This window comes from Pseudoalteromonas sp. MelDa3 (assembly GCF_002863625.1).
Classification (GTDB): domain Bacteria; phylum Pseudomonadota; class Gammaproteobacteria; order Enterobacterales; family Alteromonadaceae; genus Pseudoalteromonas; species Pseudoalteromonas arctica.
The window spans coordinates 1-17129 of the sequence record NZ_PJBR01000093.1 but is presented as its reverse complement, the minus strand read 5'-3'; the positions used below and the strand labels follow the sequence as shown (position 1 = coordinate 17129).

Below are 17129 nucleotides of genomic sequence, written 5' to 3'. Positions count from 1 at the left end.
AATAAAGAATAATAAGCGCCTATTTTATGGAATTAGTCTTTAACTATACGGAGTAAACATCTATTTTGAACTGGCAATCTTTAGTCGATAACAGACAACGCTTTTTTTGGCTTTTGCAAATTGCAGGCTGGATTGGTTATGCGTTAGTAAATTATATTGGCTCTAAAGTATTTGAAATGCGTGATATATACGTATTTGTTATTTTATTAAATGCTTACGCTGGTTGCTTAATGACAGTACCGCTTAGGTATATTTACCGTAAAATTTGGAATGCCTCGCCTTGGGTATTAATGATTGTGGTATTTGGTGCCTCTTATGTAACAGGTACTTTATGGGCTGTCGTTCAAAAATTTAATTTGTGGGAAATATACCGCCATGGTTATAGACCAGAGGAGTGGTTTTATTACCTGCAGCAAGGCTTAGATTCTGTATATATTATTTTATGTTGGAGTGGTTTGTACTTTGGTGTTAAATATTATCAGTTATTACAAAGTGAGCGACAAAAAGCACTAAAAGCCACAACTATGGCACACGAAGCGCAATTAAAAATGCTTAGGTATCAGCTCAATCCCCATTTTTTATTCAATACACTTAACGCTATTTCTACTTTAATTTTGGTTAAAGAAAACAAAGATGCTAACTTAATGGTAGCAAGGCTAAGTGACTTTCTACGTTATACATTAAATACCGATCCAATAAAGAAAGTACCGCTAGAGCAAGAGTTACATGCACTCATGCTTTACTTAGAAATAGAACGTGTACGTTTTGATGAGCGATTAAAGGTAAATGTAGATATAAGCGAGCAGGCTAAAGAGGCTTTAGTACCGAGCTTAATTTTGCAACCTATTATAGAAAACGCGATTAAATATGCTATTGCCCATCTAACAGAAGGTGGAGTAATTGATATAAAAGCACAGGTATTTGCGAATGAGTTATTACTAGAAGTGGGCGACAACGGCCCAGGTACTGACATACTCGATGGCCAATTAGTTAACGCTCAAGGCGTAGGTGTCGCTAATACCAAAGATAGATTAAAAACGTTGTATGAAAATAATTATTCGTTTGTATTATCACATAATACGCCAAGTGGATTAAAAGTTAATCTGCGAGTACCTTTTGAGAAGGCTGTGAAAAATGACTAAAATAAAAACACTCATTGTTGATGATGAACCGTTAGCACGAAAAGGTTTAGCGGTAAGGCTCGAAGAATACTCTGATATTGAAGTAATTAAATTGTGTAGTTCAGGCGCTGATGCAATTGAAATGTGTCAAAGCGAGAAAATTGATTTGGTTTTTTTAGATATTCAAATGCCAGGTATGAATGGCTTTGAAGTAGCAAGAGCCCTTAGCGAAAGCTCAAAAGCATTACCAGCGATTGTATTTGTAACGGCCTTTGACCAGTTTGCTGTAAAAGCGTTTGAAATTCATGCTCTCGATTACATTTTAAAACCCGTTGATGATAACAGACTAAAACAGGCGGTAGAAAAAGTGCATACCTACTTAAAAACGCAGCAAGACAACGTCCATAAGAAAAAACTAGCGAGTTTTGTAGCCGGTATTACTGGTAACAATTGCGAAGAAATACTTAAAAAATTAGCCACTGGCGATATGCTAACAGACAGACGTTACCCAGAATCGCTTGCTGTAAAAGAGCAGGGTGAAATTATACGGGTACCTGTAGCGACTATCCAATGGGTTGATGCAGCAGGTGACTATATGTGTTTACACTGTGAAGACGGACAAACGCATATTCTACGTAAAACAATGAAAGAGCTTGAGCAAGAGCTCGACCCTCAGTTATTTGTGCGTGTGCACCGCAGCGCAATAGTAAATACAAAACAAATTAGTAAACTGGTTACACAAGTAAGTGGTGAGTATTTATTAGTACTTGAAAATGGCCAAGAATTAAAAGTGAGCCGTAGCTACCGAGATAAGGTTAAAGCGGCATTAGCAAGTTAAAGCCAACGCTTTTATTACAGACACAAAAAATGCGAGCTAAGCTCGCATTTTTTATATTCGGCGTTTAATTACGCAACAGTTACAATTTTCATTGTGTTAGTTGCGCCCACAGTTTCCATTGAGTCACCGTGAGTAATAATTACTGTATCGCCAGACTGTAAAGACCCTTGAGAAACTAAAGTATCAAGCGCGGCTTTTACCATACCGTCTTTTTCAGTTTTTGTAGAATCAAAAAATACTGGGTAAACACCACGATAAAGTGCTGTTTGACCTAATGTACTCGCATGACGTGAAAGCGAGTAGATTGGTAAGCCTGAGCTGATACGCGACATTAATTTAGCCGTACTACCAGATTCAGTAAGTGTGATAATTGCTTTAACAGAATCTAAGTGATTAGCTGCATACATAGCAGAAAGCGCAATTGATTCAGCATTGTTAGAAAAGCGACTATCTAAACGGTGTTTAGAAACGTGCGTTTCTTTTTGCGATTCAGCACCTAAACAAACGCGTGCCATAGTCGCAACTGTTTCTTCAGGATAATCACCTGCAGCTGTTTCAGCTGAAAGCATTACAGCATCTGTTCCATCAAGAACAGCATTTGCAACATCCATAACTTCTGCACGTGTAGGCATAGGGTTATCGATCATCGATTCCATCATTTGCGTTGCTGTTACTACAGTACGGTTTAATGAACGAGCACGACGAATAATTAGTTTTTGCTTGCCCATAAGAGCAGCATCACCAATTTCAACACCTAAATCACCACGAGCAACCATTACAGCGTCAGACGCTAAAATGATGTCATCAACAGCTTCTTGGGTTTCAACGGCTTCAGCACGTTCAATTTTAGCAAGTAACTGTGCTTTTGAACCAGCAGCTTCAGCAAGTGAGCGTACGTAGCGCATATCGTCGCCACTACGTGGGAATGATACGGCAATGTAATCTACGTCAATTTCAGCGGCAGTTATTAAATCTTCTTTGTCTTTTTCAGTAAATGCTGGAGCAGTTAAGCCACCACCTAAACGGTTAATACCTTTATTGTTAGATAAAACACCGCCAACAGTGACTGTACAATGCACTAAATGCCCAGCTACTTCATCAACACTTAATTGAATAAGGCCGTCATTTAGAAGTAGTAAATCGTTAGGGCTTACATCGTTAGGTAATTCTTTATAATCAATACCTACAGAGTTTATGTCGCCTTCGCCTTTTTCCATTTTTGCATCAAGGGTAAATTTTGCACCCACAGCAAGCGTTACTTTACCTTCTTTAAAAGTAGAAACGCGGATTTTAGGGCCTTGAAGGTCAGCAAGGATAGCAATATGCTTGCCTAATCTTTTTGCAATATCGCGTACAGCTTGTGCACGGTCTTTATGATCTTGGGCAACACCATGTGAGAAGTTTAAACGTACTACATTAGCCCCAGCGATAATAATTTTTTCTAAGTTGTTATCTCTATCGGTAGCAGGTCCAAGGGTAGCGACTATTTTCGTGCGTCTTAGCATCAATTTCTCCTGTTTGCTTGGTGAAAGCATGTTGACGTTATTTTGTTGACTTAAAATATCTATATTAGAATAAAATATTTTAGTTATGTGCAAACTTCAAAGGTTTGCCACTATTTTATACAAAACTATTGTGTCATCATTATGACACCGGTGTCAGAATGCGTCAATGATCTTAATTTCAATTAGCTTTGCTTTTAGTCACCCCGAGACCATTGATGTTTGATATAATTACGTAGCTTATTTATCTGTAATAAAAAAGCATGTTGTATTGACTCATAATTAGTATTTTATGACTGTATGAGTATAATGCACGCGGTATTATTTAATTTATACACTGAATTTTCTAACCAAATAGTTGTTACCGAGGAGGACACTAGATGCAAGTTGCATTAGTAGGGTTAGGCGTTATGGGAAAAAATCTTGCCCTAAACTTGATTGAAAAAGGGATAACGCTAGTCGCTTATGACAAAAACCCACATGCGGGTGAAGAGTTACTAAGTTGTGCTAAATCTCAAGGCATGGCTGATAGGCTTCACATTGTCTCTGATTTAAGAGACATGGTAAGGCGTTTAGAGGCACCTCGTTCTATTTTATTACTTGTTCCTGCTGGTGAGTTAGTTGATACAGTTTGTAATGAACTTGTAGAGGCCGGCGTTAACTGTGACGATATGATTGTCGATTGCGGTAATAGTAATTATAAAGACGGTATAACGCGTAAACTTAAATACCAAAATAAATTTGAATTTGCCACTATGGGAATTTCTGGCGGTGCAGAAGGTGCTCGCCATGGTCCTGCAATGATGGCAAGTGGTTCTGAGGGTGGTTGGGAACGTATTGAGCCATGGTTTGAAAAAGTAGCTGCTAGCTATAATGGCGACTCGTGTTTTGCACGTGTAGGTCAATCAGCAAGTGGTCATTTTGTAAAAATGGTTCACAACGGTATTGAATACGCACTTATGCAACTTATTGCAGAAGTGTACCAATTACTTCGTTTAGGCACTAATCGTTCTCCAAAAGAAGTGGCTGAGATATTTAATGACTGGTCAGAAGGTCAATTAAATAGCTACTTACTGTCTATTTCTAGCCACATATTGTCACTTGAAAATCATAATAATGTACCGCTTGCGGACTTAATTGATAATAAAGTTGGCGCTAAAGGTACTGGTCTTTGGACTGCGCAAAATGCACTAGAACTTGGTATTGCAGTTCCTTCACTTGTTGCTGCTGTACAAGCTCGTCATTTAACTAATGCATGTAATACAACGGCTGCACAAGAGATGACGTATGCATCTAAATCAACTAACAATGTTGAAATTGATTTAGAAGAGCTAAAAGAAGCGTTCTTACTTGCAAGCTTACTAGCGTATCGCCAAGGTTTAGCGTTAATTAAAGGTGCATCACGTACTCATCAGTGGAAAGTTGATTTATCTAAAACGCTTCAAACGTGGCGTGCTGGTTGTATTATTCGTGCTGACTACCTTGATAGCGTTGCACAAGGTGTTGAATTTATTGATACCCTTGAGAAAGAGTCTAACTCTTTGCGCAAAATTACCGGACAAGCAATAATGACTGGTTTAGCATTCCCTGTATTGGGTGCTACACAAACGTATTTAGCAACATTAACCACACCGAGTAATGGGCATTTAGTTCAAGCCCAGCGTGATTACTTTGGTGAGCACGGCGTTAAAACCCATAGCGGTGAAACATGCCATTTAACTGACCTAGTAGATATCGACGCTAAAGTTAGATAATAAACAGTTGTTTAAAACGATAAAGGCACGCTATTTAGCGTGCCTTTTGTATTTTTGGTGCTGTGAGATTTAACGGCTTAACTCACCACGTAAATTGTCTTGCATTAAATGACGAATCGTCTCTACTTCTAGCTTTTGGCTAAATAAATAATGTAATTTAGTTAAACATGCTTCAAGGGTCATATCGTACCCACTAATAACACCAATATTTAACAGTGCATTACCCGTTGCATAGCCGCCCATATTTACATGGCCTTTTAAGCACTGGGTTAAATTAACAATAACGACGCCACGTTTACTTGCCTCTTCAAGTATTGATAAAAAGTTAGGATCTTGCGGTGCATTACCTACACCAAAACTAAGCAACACCAGTGCTTTAATATTGCCGTTAACTAAGCTTTTAACCACTTCTTGACTAATACCAGGGTATAAATAAAGCACACCAATGGGTTGAGGTGTAATAGGGGTAACTTGCAGCTCATTTTCAACATAAGGACTAAGTTGGCCTTTAATAAGTTGAATACTAATACCCGATAACGCTAAGGGATCAAGATTAGGCGACGCAAATGCATTAAATCCATCGGCGTGGGCTTTAGTTGCTCTGTTACCTCTAAACAGTTGGTTATTAAAAAATAGACTTACTTCTGCAATTGGATAATTTGCCGCTAAATACATTGCATTCAGAAGGTTTACTTGACCATCTGAGCGTAATTGAGAAAGCGGAATTTGTGAGCCAGTTACAATTACAGGTTTAGTTAGATTTTCGAACATAAACGATAGTGCTGAGGCTGTATACGCCATTGTATCGGTGCCATGAAGCACAACAAAACCATCATAATCTTGGTATTTATCTTTAATGTCATCAGCAATAAGTTGCCAATGCTCAGGAGACATATCTGAAGAATCTATAAGAGGGCAGTATTCGTGAATATCAAACAAAGGCATTTCATCACGGTTAAACTCTGCGTTGTTTACTACGGTTTCTGTTAAAAAACCTTCAGCAGGAATATAACCTCGACTCGATTTTTTCATACCTATAGTACCGCCAGTATAAGCGATATAAATGCGTTTACGTTTCATAAAAAAAGCCCAGTAAAAAAACTGGGCTTAGTATAACGTTAAGTAACTTTAAATACAGCTGATTAGGTAAAGCTATGCACTTTTATTGTGCAACGTTACACACTAAACAGCGTGCATATACACCTTGTGGATCGTTGTAATCTTTAAGGTTTTCAACTTCAGTACTTAATTGGTTAATAACGCTTTGCAAGTTAGCTTGCGTTGCTAACACAGATGTTTTTTGTGTTTGTAAACCAAGCATCGATTTAATAGACGCGTTACCAAAAATGTTTTGAATCATTTTTTCTTGCGAGCTTAAATCTTGTTTAATGGTTTTAACTTCATAGTGATTAAGTTTTGCAAGTGCTGCGGCTGCTTTTATAGCATCTTGTTTATCACCAAGTTTGTCTACTAAACCTAGTTCAAGTGCTTGAGATGCAATCCATACGCGGCCTTGGGCAATTTTATCAACTTGCTCAGGCGTCATATTACGGGCATCAGCGACAACATTTAAAAAGCGACCGTATGCTTCTTCAACGCTCATCTGAATTACTTGACCCATTTTTTCGTTTAGGGGACGAGTGATAGAAAAACCAGCCATTTCGGTTGTTGCAACGCCATCTGAATAAACACCAATTTTAGATAAGGTTTTTTCAAATGTCATAAACGTACCAAACACACCAATTGAACCTGTAATAGTACTCGGTGCTGCCCAGATTTCGTTTGCAGCAGAGGCAATCCAATAACCACCTGATGCAGCTACAGAGCTCATAGAGGCAATAACAGGCTTACCAGCAGCTTTAAGCGCTAATACTTCTGCACGAATAACTTCAGAGGCAAACATACTACCGCCACCTGAATCAATGCGCAGTACAACCGCTTTAACTTTGTCATCAAGGCGTGCTTTACGAAGTAGGGCTGCTGTAGAGTCGCCACCAATTTCGCCAGCTTTACGCTCACCATCCACAATTGTACCTTTAGCAACTACAACGGCGACTTTTTCAGTAATAGGGTTATCAAACTCAATCGGTGGTTTAACCAAGCTTAAGTATTCACGAAATGAAACTTGCTTAAATGTTTTGCCATCTTCTTGTGCGCCAACTAAATCAATTAATTGTTTGCGAACTTGTTGATTTGTTTTTAAAGAATCAACCCACTGGTGGTCAAGTGCATATTTACCTGCATCACCATCTGCAGCTTTCATTTTTTCAAGATATACGTCCATTGTCTCGTCGAAATTTGACTCATCAAATGGGCGAACCGCAGCAACATCTTGTTTGTATTCGCTCCAAAGAGCGCCTAACCAAACACGGTTAGCTTCTTTGGCTGCTTCAGACATGTCGTTACGAATGAAAGGTTCTACTGCTGACTTAAATGTACCAACACGGAAAATATGCTGCGTTACTTCAAGCTTTTCAAGTGCATCTTTAAAGTAAAGCGGATACATGCCGTAACCTTCAATACCTACGCTACCGTATGGGTGCATAGCTATTTCATCAGCATGTGATGCAATATAGTATTGTGCTTGGGTATAGTAATAACCCGATGCAATCACTTTTTTGCCAGCTTGTTTAAATGCATCGATAGCATTGGTAATTTGCTTAAGTTTGTTTAAATGCGCTTTAGGCATTTCTTGTAAATCAAGCAGCATCACCGTAATGCGATCGTCTTTAGTCGCTTCGTTTATTACTTCAACAATATCGTCGAGTAATATTTCGCTTGGCGCTTCAGAACCAGAAGTTGCATCACTAATTGCAGCTTCGACCGGATCTATGTATGTTTTTTCTTCAACAATAGGGCCATTTAGGTTAAGCCTAAGCACAGAGCCATTTTCAACTATTATTTTATCGTCGTCACTTGAGAGTGACACTAAGAAAACAATTACCAGTAATAAAAACAGAATGTTGAGTATTAAACGACGAGAAAAGTTAATTCCAGTCCAAATACCTTTAAATACCTTTGCTATCAAAATAGCTCCTTAATTTGGTACAGTTAATACATTAGTTCCATCTTAGCCTAGAATAAAAATAAATTTAACTGCTAAATCGTAACGAAGTGTTTATGAGGTGCTATTAATACATGTTTTTATGGCTTTTTTTAATTAAATGAAGGCACATATTGCTTATTACTTGCCATTAAAGCAGAATTAGCTAATGTATACAGGTTAGACCAGTTAACGGGGCACAAGATGTTAGAACAACAATTACAACTAAAACACACACAATTACGTAACCGCTTAGTGATGGGCTCAATGCATACAGGCCTTGAAGAGGGATGGCATAACCGCAAACGCTTACGTGCATTTTACGAAGCACGTGCAAAAGGCGGCACTGCAATGTTAATTACGGGCGGATACAGCCCTAATTTACGTGGCAAATTAACACCTATTTCATCTTCATTTAATAGTTATTACGATGTATTTAAGCACCGCGCTTACACAGATGCTGTGCATAAACACGGCGGAAAAATTTGTTTGCAATTATTACATGCTGGACGTTATGCGTACCATCCATTCAATCAGGCACCAAGTGCAATAAAAGCACCTATTAATCCTTATAAACCTAAAGCTATGACGCTTGGCTCGATTAAAAAAACAATTAAAGACTTTGCGCACTCTGCCTATATGGCTGAAAAAGCCGGCTACGATGGCGTTGAAGTTATGGGTTCTGAAGGGTATTTGATTAATGAGTTTATGGCGCCGCACACCAATAAACGTGAAGATGAATTTGGTGGCAGCCTAGAAAATAGAATGCGACTTGCGCTTGAAATAGTTAAAGCTGTAAGAGCAAAAGTATCTGAGCAATTCTTAATCATTTTTAGATTGTCGGTTATTGATTTAATTCCAAACGGCTCAACGCCAGAGGAAGTTGTCATTCAAGCTACCGAGCTTGAAAAAGCGGGCGTTGATATTTTTAACACAGGTATTGGTTGGCACGAAGCGCGTGTACCGACTATTGCGAGTATGGTGCCGCCAGGTGCATTTAAAGAAGCATCAAAACGTTTAAAAGACGTGGTGAGCGTGCCAGTTATTGCTGTTAACCGAATTAATACTCCAGAAATAGCTAACGATATTTTAAATGCAGGCGAGGCTGATTTAATTTCTATGGCAAGGCCGCTACTTGCCGATCCAGAGTTTTTTAATAAATACGCAAATAATCAATCTAAGCAAATTAATATTTGTATAGGGTGTAACCAAGGTTGTCTAGATCACGTATTTAAAAATAAACGTGCTACGTGTTTAGTTAATCCACAAGCTGCATTTGAGCTAGATTACCCGTTAGAGCAAGCAACCAAAGCTAAAAACGTATTAGTAGTCGGTGCAGGCCCTGCTGGTTTATCGGCAAGTTGTTACTTGGCTCAAAAAGGGCATAACGTCACGTTAATTGATCAAAAACCGCAAATGGGTGGCCAATTTAATTTAGCTATGCAAATACCGGGCAAAGAAGACTTTAACCATACTCTTACTTACTTCACTAATGAGCTTGAGCGATTAAAAGTAACTGTAGAGCTTGGTAAAGCTTACGACGATTCAATGCTTAAAAACTATGACGATATTGTATTTGCAACTGGCGTTCGCCCACGTGAAGCATCAATTAAATGTAGCGATGATAAGCGTGTGTTTGCTTATGACGAAGTTATACGTGGCGAAGTAGAGCTGGGTAAATCAATTGCTATTTTAGGTGCCGGTGGTATAGGTTTTGATATGGTTGCGTTTTTAAGCGAACATAAATCGCAAACTATTAGCGAGTTTAAAACGCAATGGGGGATTGAGTGTCAAGCCCAACCTCATAAAGATGAACGTCAATTGTATATGTTAAAACGCAGTGCGGGTCGTTTTGGTAGCGAACTTGGTAAAACAACGGGTTGGATACATCGCCAAGTTGCTAAGCAGCATGGCGTTAAGCAAATTGCTGATTGCCAATACCAAAGCTTTGATAAAAGCGGACTTACTATTAATGTTGCTGGTGAAACTCAAGTACTGCCAGTAGACACGGTTATTGCTTGTATCGGTCAGGTTTCTAATAACGAAGTGCTAGAAAATTACACAGATAACGCAAATGTACATGTTATAGGCGGCGCTAAACTAGCTGCCGCTATTGATGCCAAACGCGCTATTTTTGAAGCACTTCAGGTAGCTAGAAGTATTTAAGCTTTGTAAACAAGTTGAAATAGTTTATTAATTCGTGCGGTCATTGCTGTTTATAGTCTATAACTTAATAAACATTGAACACACAGGATACGCATGAATAAACTAACCAGCCTTTACGATGCAATATTGAGTAAATTATTATTTTTAGATGGTTTACCTGCATTGCTATTTCGCTTAATTTTAGCCCCTGTTATGATCATTGCAGGTTATAACAAACTTGCTATAAGCGGTGAGACAGAAGGTTTCTTTGATAACTTTTTAGCATCTCCAGATGTAGTTCAATGGTTTGGTAATAATGAATGGGGTTTAGGATTACCGTTTCCTGACTTACTAGCTTTTTTAGCTGGCTGGAGTGAATTTTTAGGAGGTTGGTTTTTATTACTTGGCCTTTTAACTCGCTTGGTCAGTATCCCACTTATGTTCACAATGGTTGTCGCTGCAACCTCAGTGCATTGGCATAATGGTTGGTTTGCAATAGCACCAACTAATCCAGAAACAAGTGCTGCGCAAGTGCTCGATTGGTTATCAATTCCGGGCGCTAAAGAAAGCCTTGAAAACTCACTAGAAGTACAAGACCGAATAGGTAAAATTCGTGGCTTAGCTGAAGAACACGGTTTTCCTGATTACCTATACGAAAAGGGCAAGCCGTCTATTTTAAACAACGGTATAGAATTTTCGGCAATTTATTTTGCTATGCTTCTTAGCTTGTTTTTTATGGGCGGTGGGCGTTTTGTTAGTATAGATTACTGGTTAAGGCGAAATATTGTAAAAGAATAACGTATTTAATCTACTTTACTAACGGCCGCATAGCTTAACCCTTTGCGGCCGTTTTGCATTTTAATTTCTCGGTATTTATTTTTTAAGGGTTTAAATGTTACTCTAGCGTTTTGAATTTTGAGGAATCGTTATGAACGCTATCGAGCTTTTACTTACCCGCCAATCAGACTCTAAACTAACAGAGCCGGGCCCTTCCCCTGAGCAGCTCGACATAATTAAGCAAGCAGCATTACGCGTTCCCGATCATGGTTGTATTGCCCCTTGGCAGTTTATTGTTGCTCAAGGTGATGGACGCAATAAACTAGGTGAAATTTACCATCAAAGTGCGTTAGCAGAGCAACAAGAAGAAAAAGTAATTAACCGTGCTAAAGAGCTTCCCCTTCGTGCGCCTATGATTGTAATAGCAATTGCTAAATATCAAGAACACCCAAAAGTTCCTCGAATAGAACAAGTACAAAGCGCAGGGTGCAGCGTACTTGCGATGCAACAAGCTGCATTTGCCCAAGGGTTAGGCGGTGTTTGGCGCACAGGCTACTTTGCACAAAGTAGCGCGGTTAAAAAAGCGCTTAACTTACATGAGCAAGATGAAATAGTAGGGTATTTATATATAGGTACACCCGAAGTCTATTGTAAAAAGTCGCCTCGCCATAAGCCAGAAAACTATTTTAGTGATTTGTGAAATAGTATGAACTTTGCGCAATTTACATAGTCATAATTCATTAAGGTTACAAAGAGTATTATTCAAAAGTTAATGGCTTGGCTGTAAGAAGCGCTTGGAAGCACTAAATTTACTAAATCTTCTTCAGTTTGTTTTTTAATCGGTTGTTTTTTGATACATTATGGAAAGTCTTAATAAAAATAACGATAAAGAAGACGAAAACTATGGGAAATTTATTTTTACGTGAAAAAGAGAATTGGCTAGCATGGTCAATTTGGGGAATCATTGGTGCTTTTGTAACACTGTATGTTGCAATGAGCACAAATGCATCACACTTTATAGCCGGTTCAGCGATGGGTATGCTTGTGTTGTTAACATGGTGGATGCACCAGTCCAAACGTTTCGACTTTGGGCGTGCATTTAAAGTATGTTGCTACGTTTTATCGCTTAGTGTGCTACCAGCTTTTATGTTTGTTGTAGTACCAAGTGATGATTTAAATCGATTTGATTTAATTTTTCAAGGCGTTACCTTTACTGCACTGAGTATATTGGCTTGTTTAATTTGTTCTTGGATTGCTCGCAGACCAAAACAATATTATTAATGCGTTTAACTTTAGTCCATTAACTACACTTTTATTAAAGTGAATAGCTTAATAAAATAACAAAGTGGATGTATTTCATCCAATAAATTAATGTTTTATATTAATTTATATTTAGCTCTTTACAAGTTACGTATTTAACCATATTATTCGCGCCGTGCGGAGAGATGGCAGAGTGGTCGAATGCACCGGTCTTGAAAACCGGCATGGGTTTATAGCCCATCTAGGGTTCAAATCCCTATCTCTCCACCATTATTTAAAAAAAACCGCCTTATGGGCGGTTTTTTGCTTTGTGGAGTTTCTAAATGACTAAAGCAACAAACCTACCAACCTCGCAGAAATTAATAAAACATCTTTTATTATGGACGGTATTTGGTTACTGCTATCAAAGTGCTATTAGCTTATTAGCAAAAATGGCTATAGACGCTCATCCAGAGTATCCATTAATTACCGCTTTAATTTATGGTGTTGGTTTTAATGTTTTAGCTGCCCATCTTATTACCAAATACGATAAGCATTGGCCAGTTATTGGCTCTGTTTTTATTGGTTGTATAGGGCTGCTTGTAGTGCCATTTTTACTGTTTGGCGAATCAGGATTACTAACAATGCCTCTACTTGTTGGAATTTTATTCAGTTTGCCGCTTTGTAGTTATATTGTTGGCCTAATTAAGCTAAAACTCAGCAAAAACTAGCCCCAAACGCGGTTTATTTTGTGATAGCATAGTCGCGTCTTTTAACTAACAAAACGTGAAAAACACATTATGTCAGATAATTTTACTACAGATGCTGAAAAAGCAAGTTACGGTATTGGCTTACAAATGGGTGAGCAACTTAAGTCTAATCCTTTTGAAGGCTTAAACCTAAATTCAGTATTTGAAGGCATGAAAGATGCGTACGCTGGTAGCGCATTTCAAGTTGAGATCCCAGAGATCCAAGCTGCATTTGAAAAAATAAACGAAGAGATTCAAGCTCGTCGTGAAGAAGAGTCTAAAGTACTTTCTGCAGAAGGTATTTCATTCTTAGAAGAAAACGCAAAACGTCCTGAAATCACAGTAACTGAGTCTGGTCTTCAATACGAAGTACTAGCAACTGGCGAAGGCGAAAAGCCAACAGCTGAGTCTACAGTACGTGTTGATTACCACGGTACACTTATTAACGGTACTGTGTTTGATAGCTCATACGAGCGCGGTCAACCAGCTGAATTTCCAGTTGGTGGCGTGATCAAAGGCTGGACTGAAGCATTACAAATGATGCCTGTAGGTACTAAATGGCGTATCTACGTTCCTCATGAGCTTGCTTATGGTGAACGTGGCGCAGGTGCTGCAATCGCACCTTTCTCAACGCTTGTATTTGATGTTGAGCTACACGAAATCATTTCTTAAATTAAATAAATTTTAATTTAAGAATTTAAAAAGCCGTATTCAATTTGAATACGGCTTTTTTGTGTTTGTAATTTAAGAGTTTTATACCAATTAGCTTAATTAAGTGATCTACTTTTCGCTAAGAAAATTGTGTCGATAACAAGGCAAAAATTTCGTTGTTTAGTTGTTACCACTAATTGCTCTTGCATTGCTCTACCTCCAGCATCCATGCAGTCGTATATCAGAAATTCTTAACGCAGTTAGCATCAGGTTTAATCCTTCAAATCGATTAAGTATAACTGCGTGTTGATATTATATATTCTAAAAATAAAAAAAACCGCATTAATAAAATGCGGTTTGTAAATATATAAACTAAAAACTATTTTTAATTATTAAAAATAACCACGAACACCAAAGCGGAAGTTTCTGCCAGGTAGTGGGGCTTTATCTTTAATAAATGAGCTATGCACAAAGCCTAACTCATCAGTAATGTTATCCACGTTTATATAAAGCTGTGCATCTACACTGCCTAAACCTAATTGGTAATTAGCTTGTGCATCAAATAACGTATAGCCGTCCGTTTTTGTTTCAAATGCAGTTACATCGTTTTGATCAAAGTAATGAGTACCCGTCAGTGTTAGTTGTAAGTCACCTAAATCGTACTGTAACTCAGAGCCTAATTTATTGGCAGGGATACGCGGTAAGTTGCCTTCGTCGTCTTTTAGTTTTGCACGAGTTGAGTCACCAAATACTTTAACCATAGCGCTTGGGGTTACTTGGTAATGTGCGTCAAACTCAATTCCATAAAGCTCTGCGTCTTTACTTGTAAACTGATAAACCGCAACAGCATCGTCATGTGCACCAATAGCTGATTCTAAACCATCTTCTTCATCGTAAACTAAACCCGTATTTTCTTGGAAATAAAAGTTTTTAATATCGTTATAGAAAAAGTTAACGGTGTAACCAAAGTCTCCGCTAAAACGTCTAAAGCTTAAATCTAGGTTTGTTGAGGTTTCTTGCTTAATATTTTCAGGCTCAAAATGCGCTTCATTATCTTCAATGTTGTAACCAAGACCTAGCTCATAAGTGCCAGTTGCAATGTGTAAACCGTTTGATAAAAGCTCTGCCGAAAGTGGTGCTCGTTCTGAATGAGAAATACTTGTCGCAATACTATGACCCGGCCTGTATTGCCAAATGGCACCGGCAGAGGTGCTTAAATTGGTAAAGCTTTTATTGTACCCAATGGTCTCTTCGTCGCTATGATCTATTTCTACTTCATCGTGGCTATGTTCGTGTGCCGTGATTTGGCTTTCAATTTTGTAATCTTCTACACGTGCACCAAGCTCTATTGTCACGTTGCCAAATTCACGCTCTTCTAGTAAATATAATGCGTTAGTTGTAGTTACACTCGCGGGTGTAAATGCTTCTTCACCAATTGCATCGTAGTCAGAATCGCTGTAGTGATAGCCCATCATTCCGTGCCAATCAGCAAACTTATGCTCTACATTTAGACGTGCTTCAGTCGTTTTATTTTTAAAAGTAGTACCAATTTCGCCATCTTCAATTTCGCTGTGTGAATAATCTGTATAGCCAACACGTAGGTTGATGGTTTCAATCCAGTTATTATGAAGGGCGTAACTTACAAGCCCTTGCCAGCGATCTTGCTCTAAATGTGCGTAAACCGGCTCTTCAGCTGCTTCATCTTCATGTTCTGCATGCTCTTCTTCAGTTTCACCTTCGTGATCGTGATGATGCTCATGCCCAGGAATACCGTAATCAGTATCAATATTACCGTAAGAAAAACCAATCGTTAAATGATCGCCAACATAGCTGGTACCAAAGTTGAGTGTTTCGCTATCAATAAAAGTATTTTCTACCGAGCTTTCGGTTTCAACATCGCCATCATCGTCGGCAATAGTAAAGGTCGGTGTTTGGTAATCATCGCCGCTGCGCTTAGTACCATCAAAATGAAAGTTAAAGCCTTCATTACCTGTTTCAAGTTTTGCTGCTACGGTGTTTGAATTTGACACCGTATCGTGGCTGTATTCAGCAGCGCCTGTAAGCTCGTCGATATTGCTAGTAGGAATACGGTTATCAACCACGTTTACAACGCCACCAATTGCACCAGAGCCATAAAGTAGGGTACTTGGACCGCGCAACACTTCAATTTGCTCTGCCGCTAGGCTGTCGCTTGATGTCGCGTGGTCTGGGCCAATACGCGACGCATCGCTGGCATCTAATCCATTTTGTGTAATTTTAACGCGAGGGCCATCTAAACCACGAATAATTGGGCTTGATGATACAGGGCCAAAGTAACTTGCATTTACGCCTGGTAAACCTTTAAGAGTTTCGCCAAGTGTTGGTTTAGATTTATTTCTTAATTCATCACCTGAGAGCACGCTTACTGGCGATATCATTTCTAGGCTGTTCTTATGAAGTGCAGAGGCATAAACAACCACTGTTTCAACCGATGTTGGTTTAAGTGACACAGACAGATTATTTGAAGATTCGGTAACAGTAATACGAGAGTCTATGTAGTTGTCTTTACTAATATGTAATTGGCTGTTTGCATCTATATCGATAGCAAACTCGCCTAAATCATTACTTTTAACGCTTTGGTTTTTGCCATGGACATGGATAGAGGCATTTTTAATTGGTTGATTTTTATCATCCATTACTTTACCAGTAACGGTTGCAGCCAAAGCTGATTGAGAACATAAAACAGAAAAAATAGCAGAGGAGATTAATGTTAACTTTGTCATGGATATATTGGTTCGTGGTTATTATGTTGTGATATAATATAACACCGCAAAATTAACGAATCAACAATGTTATAGTATAACTTTGTGTTTTGCGATGAATAATCAAAAAATGACGATTAAGCCAATATTATAAAAATTCAAATAATAGGTTTGTGAATAGGAAACTTATCTATTTGACCGAAGAACTCATAGCGCTAGCCGGTAAATCTATGTATTTAATAGCGGCTATCTATCATTATCGCATCTAGTTTATGCTGCGCTCTTGTCTGATTTGTTATATCTACAGATTCAATCATTTCGCATTCGTCGCGGATCATCTCTGAAATAAGACTAGGGTAGTGGCGGCAGTCTTCTGGGCGGTCGAGGTAAATACTGCAGGTATACATGTTTTTAGCGAGAGGATCTTTTTTAGGCGCAATTTCTAAAAATGGGCACACTTGAAGTCTTAAGCCTGTTTTTGGGTCAAACCAAATTTCGTTGTTTTTAACGTATTCATAAATTTCGGGGTTAAAAAGCTCCCATAAATCTATTTCTTCTTTTGTTGCGCT

Annotated in this window: 14 protein-coding genes and 1 tRNA gene; 10 read left to right on the top strand and 5 right to left on the bottom strand. The window is 38.5% G+C overall.

Annotated features, from left to right (window positions below):
• Window positions 1-65 precede the first annotated feature (65 nt).
• Window positions 66-1142, top strand: a complete 1077-nt coding sequence (locus tag CXF89_RS15500) for a sensor histidine kinase (RefSeq protein WP_007582687.1) — start codon at window positions 66-68, stop codon at window positions 1140-1142.
• The gene (locus CXF89_RS15495) at window positions 1135-1959 is read left to right on the top strand and encodes a LytR/AlgR family response regulator transcription factor (protein ID WP_121955109.1); all 825 of its coding nucleotides are present in this window, start codon (window positions 1135-1137) and stop codon (window positions 1957-1959) included. Before CXF89_RS15500 ends, CXF89_RS15495 begins: the two co-directional genes overlap by 8 nt.
• A 68-nt stretch (window positions 1960-2027) precedes the next feature.
• Here the strand turns inward: CXF89_RS15495 and pyk are convergent, their stop codons facing one another.
• On the bottom strand, window positions 2028-3464 hold the full coding sequence (gene pyk, locus CXF89_RS15490; protein WP_007582689.1) for a pyruvate kinase: 1437 nt from the start codon (window positions 3462-3464) through the stop codon (window positions 2028-2030).
• Window positions 3465-3841: 377 nt separating this feature from the next.
• On the opposite strand from pyk, the gene gndA reads away from it, so the two are divergent.
• Window positions 3842-5215, top strand: coding sequence for an NADP-dependent phosphogluconate dehydrogenase (gene gndA, locus CXF89_RS15485; RefSeq protein ID WP_010554474.1), 1374 nt, complete (start codon window positions 3842-3844; stop codon window positions 5213-5215).
• A 69-nt stretch (window positions 5216-5284) separates the two neighbouring features.
• Here the strand turns inward: gndA and ansA are convergent, their stop codons facing one another.
• Window positions 5285-6295 (bottom strand): asparaginase, encoded by a 1011-nt coding sequence (gene ansA / locus CXF89_RS15480; protein WP_007582693.1) that lies wholly within the window; start codon window positions 6293-6295, stop codon window positions 5285-5287.
• 82 nt (window positions 6296-6377) lie between these two features.
• A complete protein-coding gene (gene sppA, locus CXF89_RS15475; protein WP_121955108.1) occupies window positions 6378-8243 on the bottom strand; it encodes a signal peptide peptidase SppA in 1866 nt (621 codons plus the stop codon).
• A gap of 219 nt (window positions 8244-8462) precedes the next feature.
• On the opposite strand from sppA, the gene CXF89_RS15470 reads away from it, so the two are divergent.
• From CXF89_RS15470 to CXF89_RS15440, 7 genes are all read left to right on the top strand, one after another.
• A complete protein-coding gene (locus tag CXF89_RS15470) occupies window positions 8463-10424 on the top strand; it encodes an oxidoreductase (RefSeq protein WP_121955107.1) in 1962 nt (653 codons plus the stop codon).
• A gap of 93 nt (window positions 10425-10517) precedes the next feature.
• Window positions 10518-11201, top strand: coding sequence for an HvfX family Cu-binding RiPP maturation protein (locus CXF89_RS15465; protein ID WP_121955106.1), 684 nt, complete (start codon window positions 10518-10520; stop codon window positions 11199-11201).
• A 130-nt stretch (window positions 11202-11331) separates the two neighbouring features.
• Entirely contained in the window at window positions 11332-11880 is a 549-nt protein-coding gene (locus CXF89_RS15460) for an NAD(P)H nitroreductase (protein WP_121955105.1), read from the top strand.
• 203 nt (window positions 11881-12083) lie between these two features.
• Window positions 12084-12461 (top strand): hypothetical protein, encoded by a 378-nt coding sequence (locus CXF89_RS15455; protein ID WP_007582705.1) that lies wholly within the window; start codon window positions 12084-12086, stop codon window positions 12459-12461.
• A gap of 158 nt (window positions 12462-12619) precedes the next feature.
• A tRNA-Ser gene (locus CXF89_RS15450) sits at window positions 12620-12710 on the top strand.
• 53 nt (window positions 12711-12763) lie between these two features.
• On the top strand, window positions 12764-13150 hold the full coding sequence (locus CXF89_RS15445) for a hypothetical protein (RefSeq protein ID WP_121955104.1): 387 nt from the start codon (window positions 12764-12766) through the stop codon (window positions 13148-13150).
• Between the two features lie 69 nt (window positions 13151-13219).
• Window positions 13220-13840: a BamJ family beta-barrel-assembly machinery protein gene (locus CXF89_RS15440; protein WP_007586200.1), complete on the top strand. Its 621-nt coding sequence runs from the start codon at window positions 13220-13222 to the stop codon at window positions 13838-13840.
• A 371-nt stretch (window positions 13841-14211) separates the two neighbouring features.
• On the opposite strand, the gene CXF89_RS15435 is transcribed toward CXF89_RS15440, so the two are convergent.
• Window positions 14212-16581 (bottom strand): TonB-dependent receptor, encoded by a 2370-nt coding sequence (locus CXF89_RS15435; RefSeq protein WP_121955103.1) that lies wholly within the window; start codon window positions 16579-16581, stop codon window positions 14212-14214.
• A 215-nt stretch (window positions 16582-16796) separates the two neighbouring features.
• A partial coding sequence (locus CXF89_RS15430; protein WP_121955102.1) for a YkgJ family cysteine cluster protein occupies window positions 16797-17129 on the bottom strand: 333 nt, incomplete at its 5' end.

Coding starts and splice junctions, on each gene's coding strand:
- CXF89_RS15495 (WP_121955109.1), top strand. CDS start 1,135: ATGACTAAAATAAAAACACTCATTGTTGATGATGAACCGTTAGCACGA.
- pyk (WP_007582689.1), bottom strand. CDS start 3,464: ATGCTAAGACGCACGAAAATAGTCGCTACCCTTGGACCTGCTACCGAT.
- gndA (WP_010554474.1), top strand. CDS start 3,842: ATGCAAGTTGCATTAGTAGGGTTAGGCGTTATGGGAAAAAATCTTGCC.
- ansA (WP_007582693.1), bottom strand. CDS start 6,295: ATGAAACGTAAACGCATTTATATCGCTTATACTGGCGGTACTATAGGT.
- CXF89_RS15470 (WP_121955107.1), top strand. CDS start 8,463: ATGTTAGAACAACAATTACAACTAAAACACACACAATTACGTAACCGC.
- CXF89_RS15465 (WP_121955106.1), top strand. CDS start 10,518: ATGAATAAACTAACCAGCCTTTACGATGCAATATTGAGTAAATTATTA.
- CXF89_RS15460 (WP_121955105.1), top strand. CDS start 11,332: ATGAACGCTATCGAGCTTTTACTTACCCGCCAATCAGACTCTAAACTA.
- CXF89_RS15455 (WP_007582705.1), top strand. CDS start 12,084: ATGGGAAATTTATTTTTACGTGAAAAAGAGAATTGGCTAGCATGGTCA.
- CXF89_RS15445 (WP_121955104.1), top strand. CDS start 12,764: ATGACTAAAGCAACAAACCTACCAACCTCGCAGAAATTAATAAAACAT.
- CXF89_RS15440 (WP_007586200.1), top strand. CDS start 13,220: ATGTCAGATAATTTTACTACAGATGCTGAAAAAGCAAGTTACGGTATT.
- CXF89_RS15435 (WP_121955103.1), bottom strand. CDS start 16,581: ATGACAAAGTTAACATTAATCTCCTCTGCTATTTTTTCTGTTTTATGT.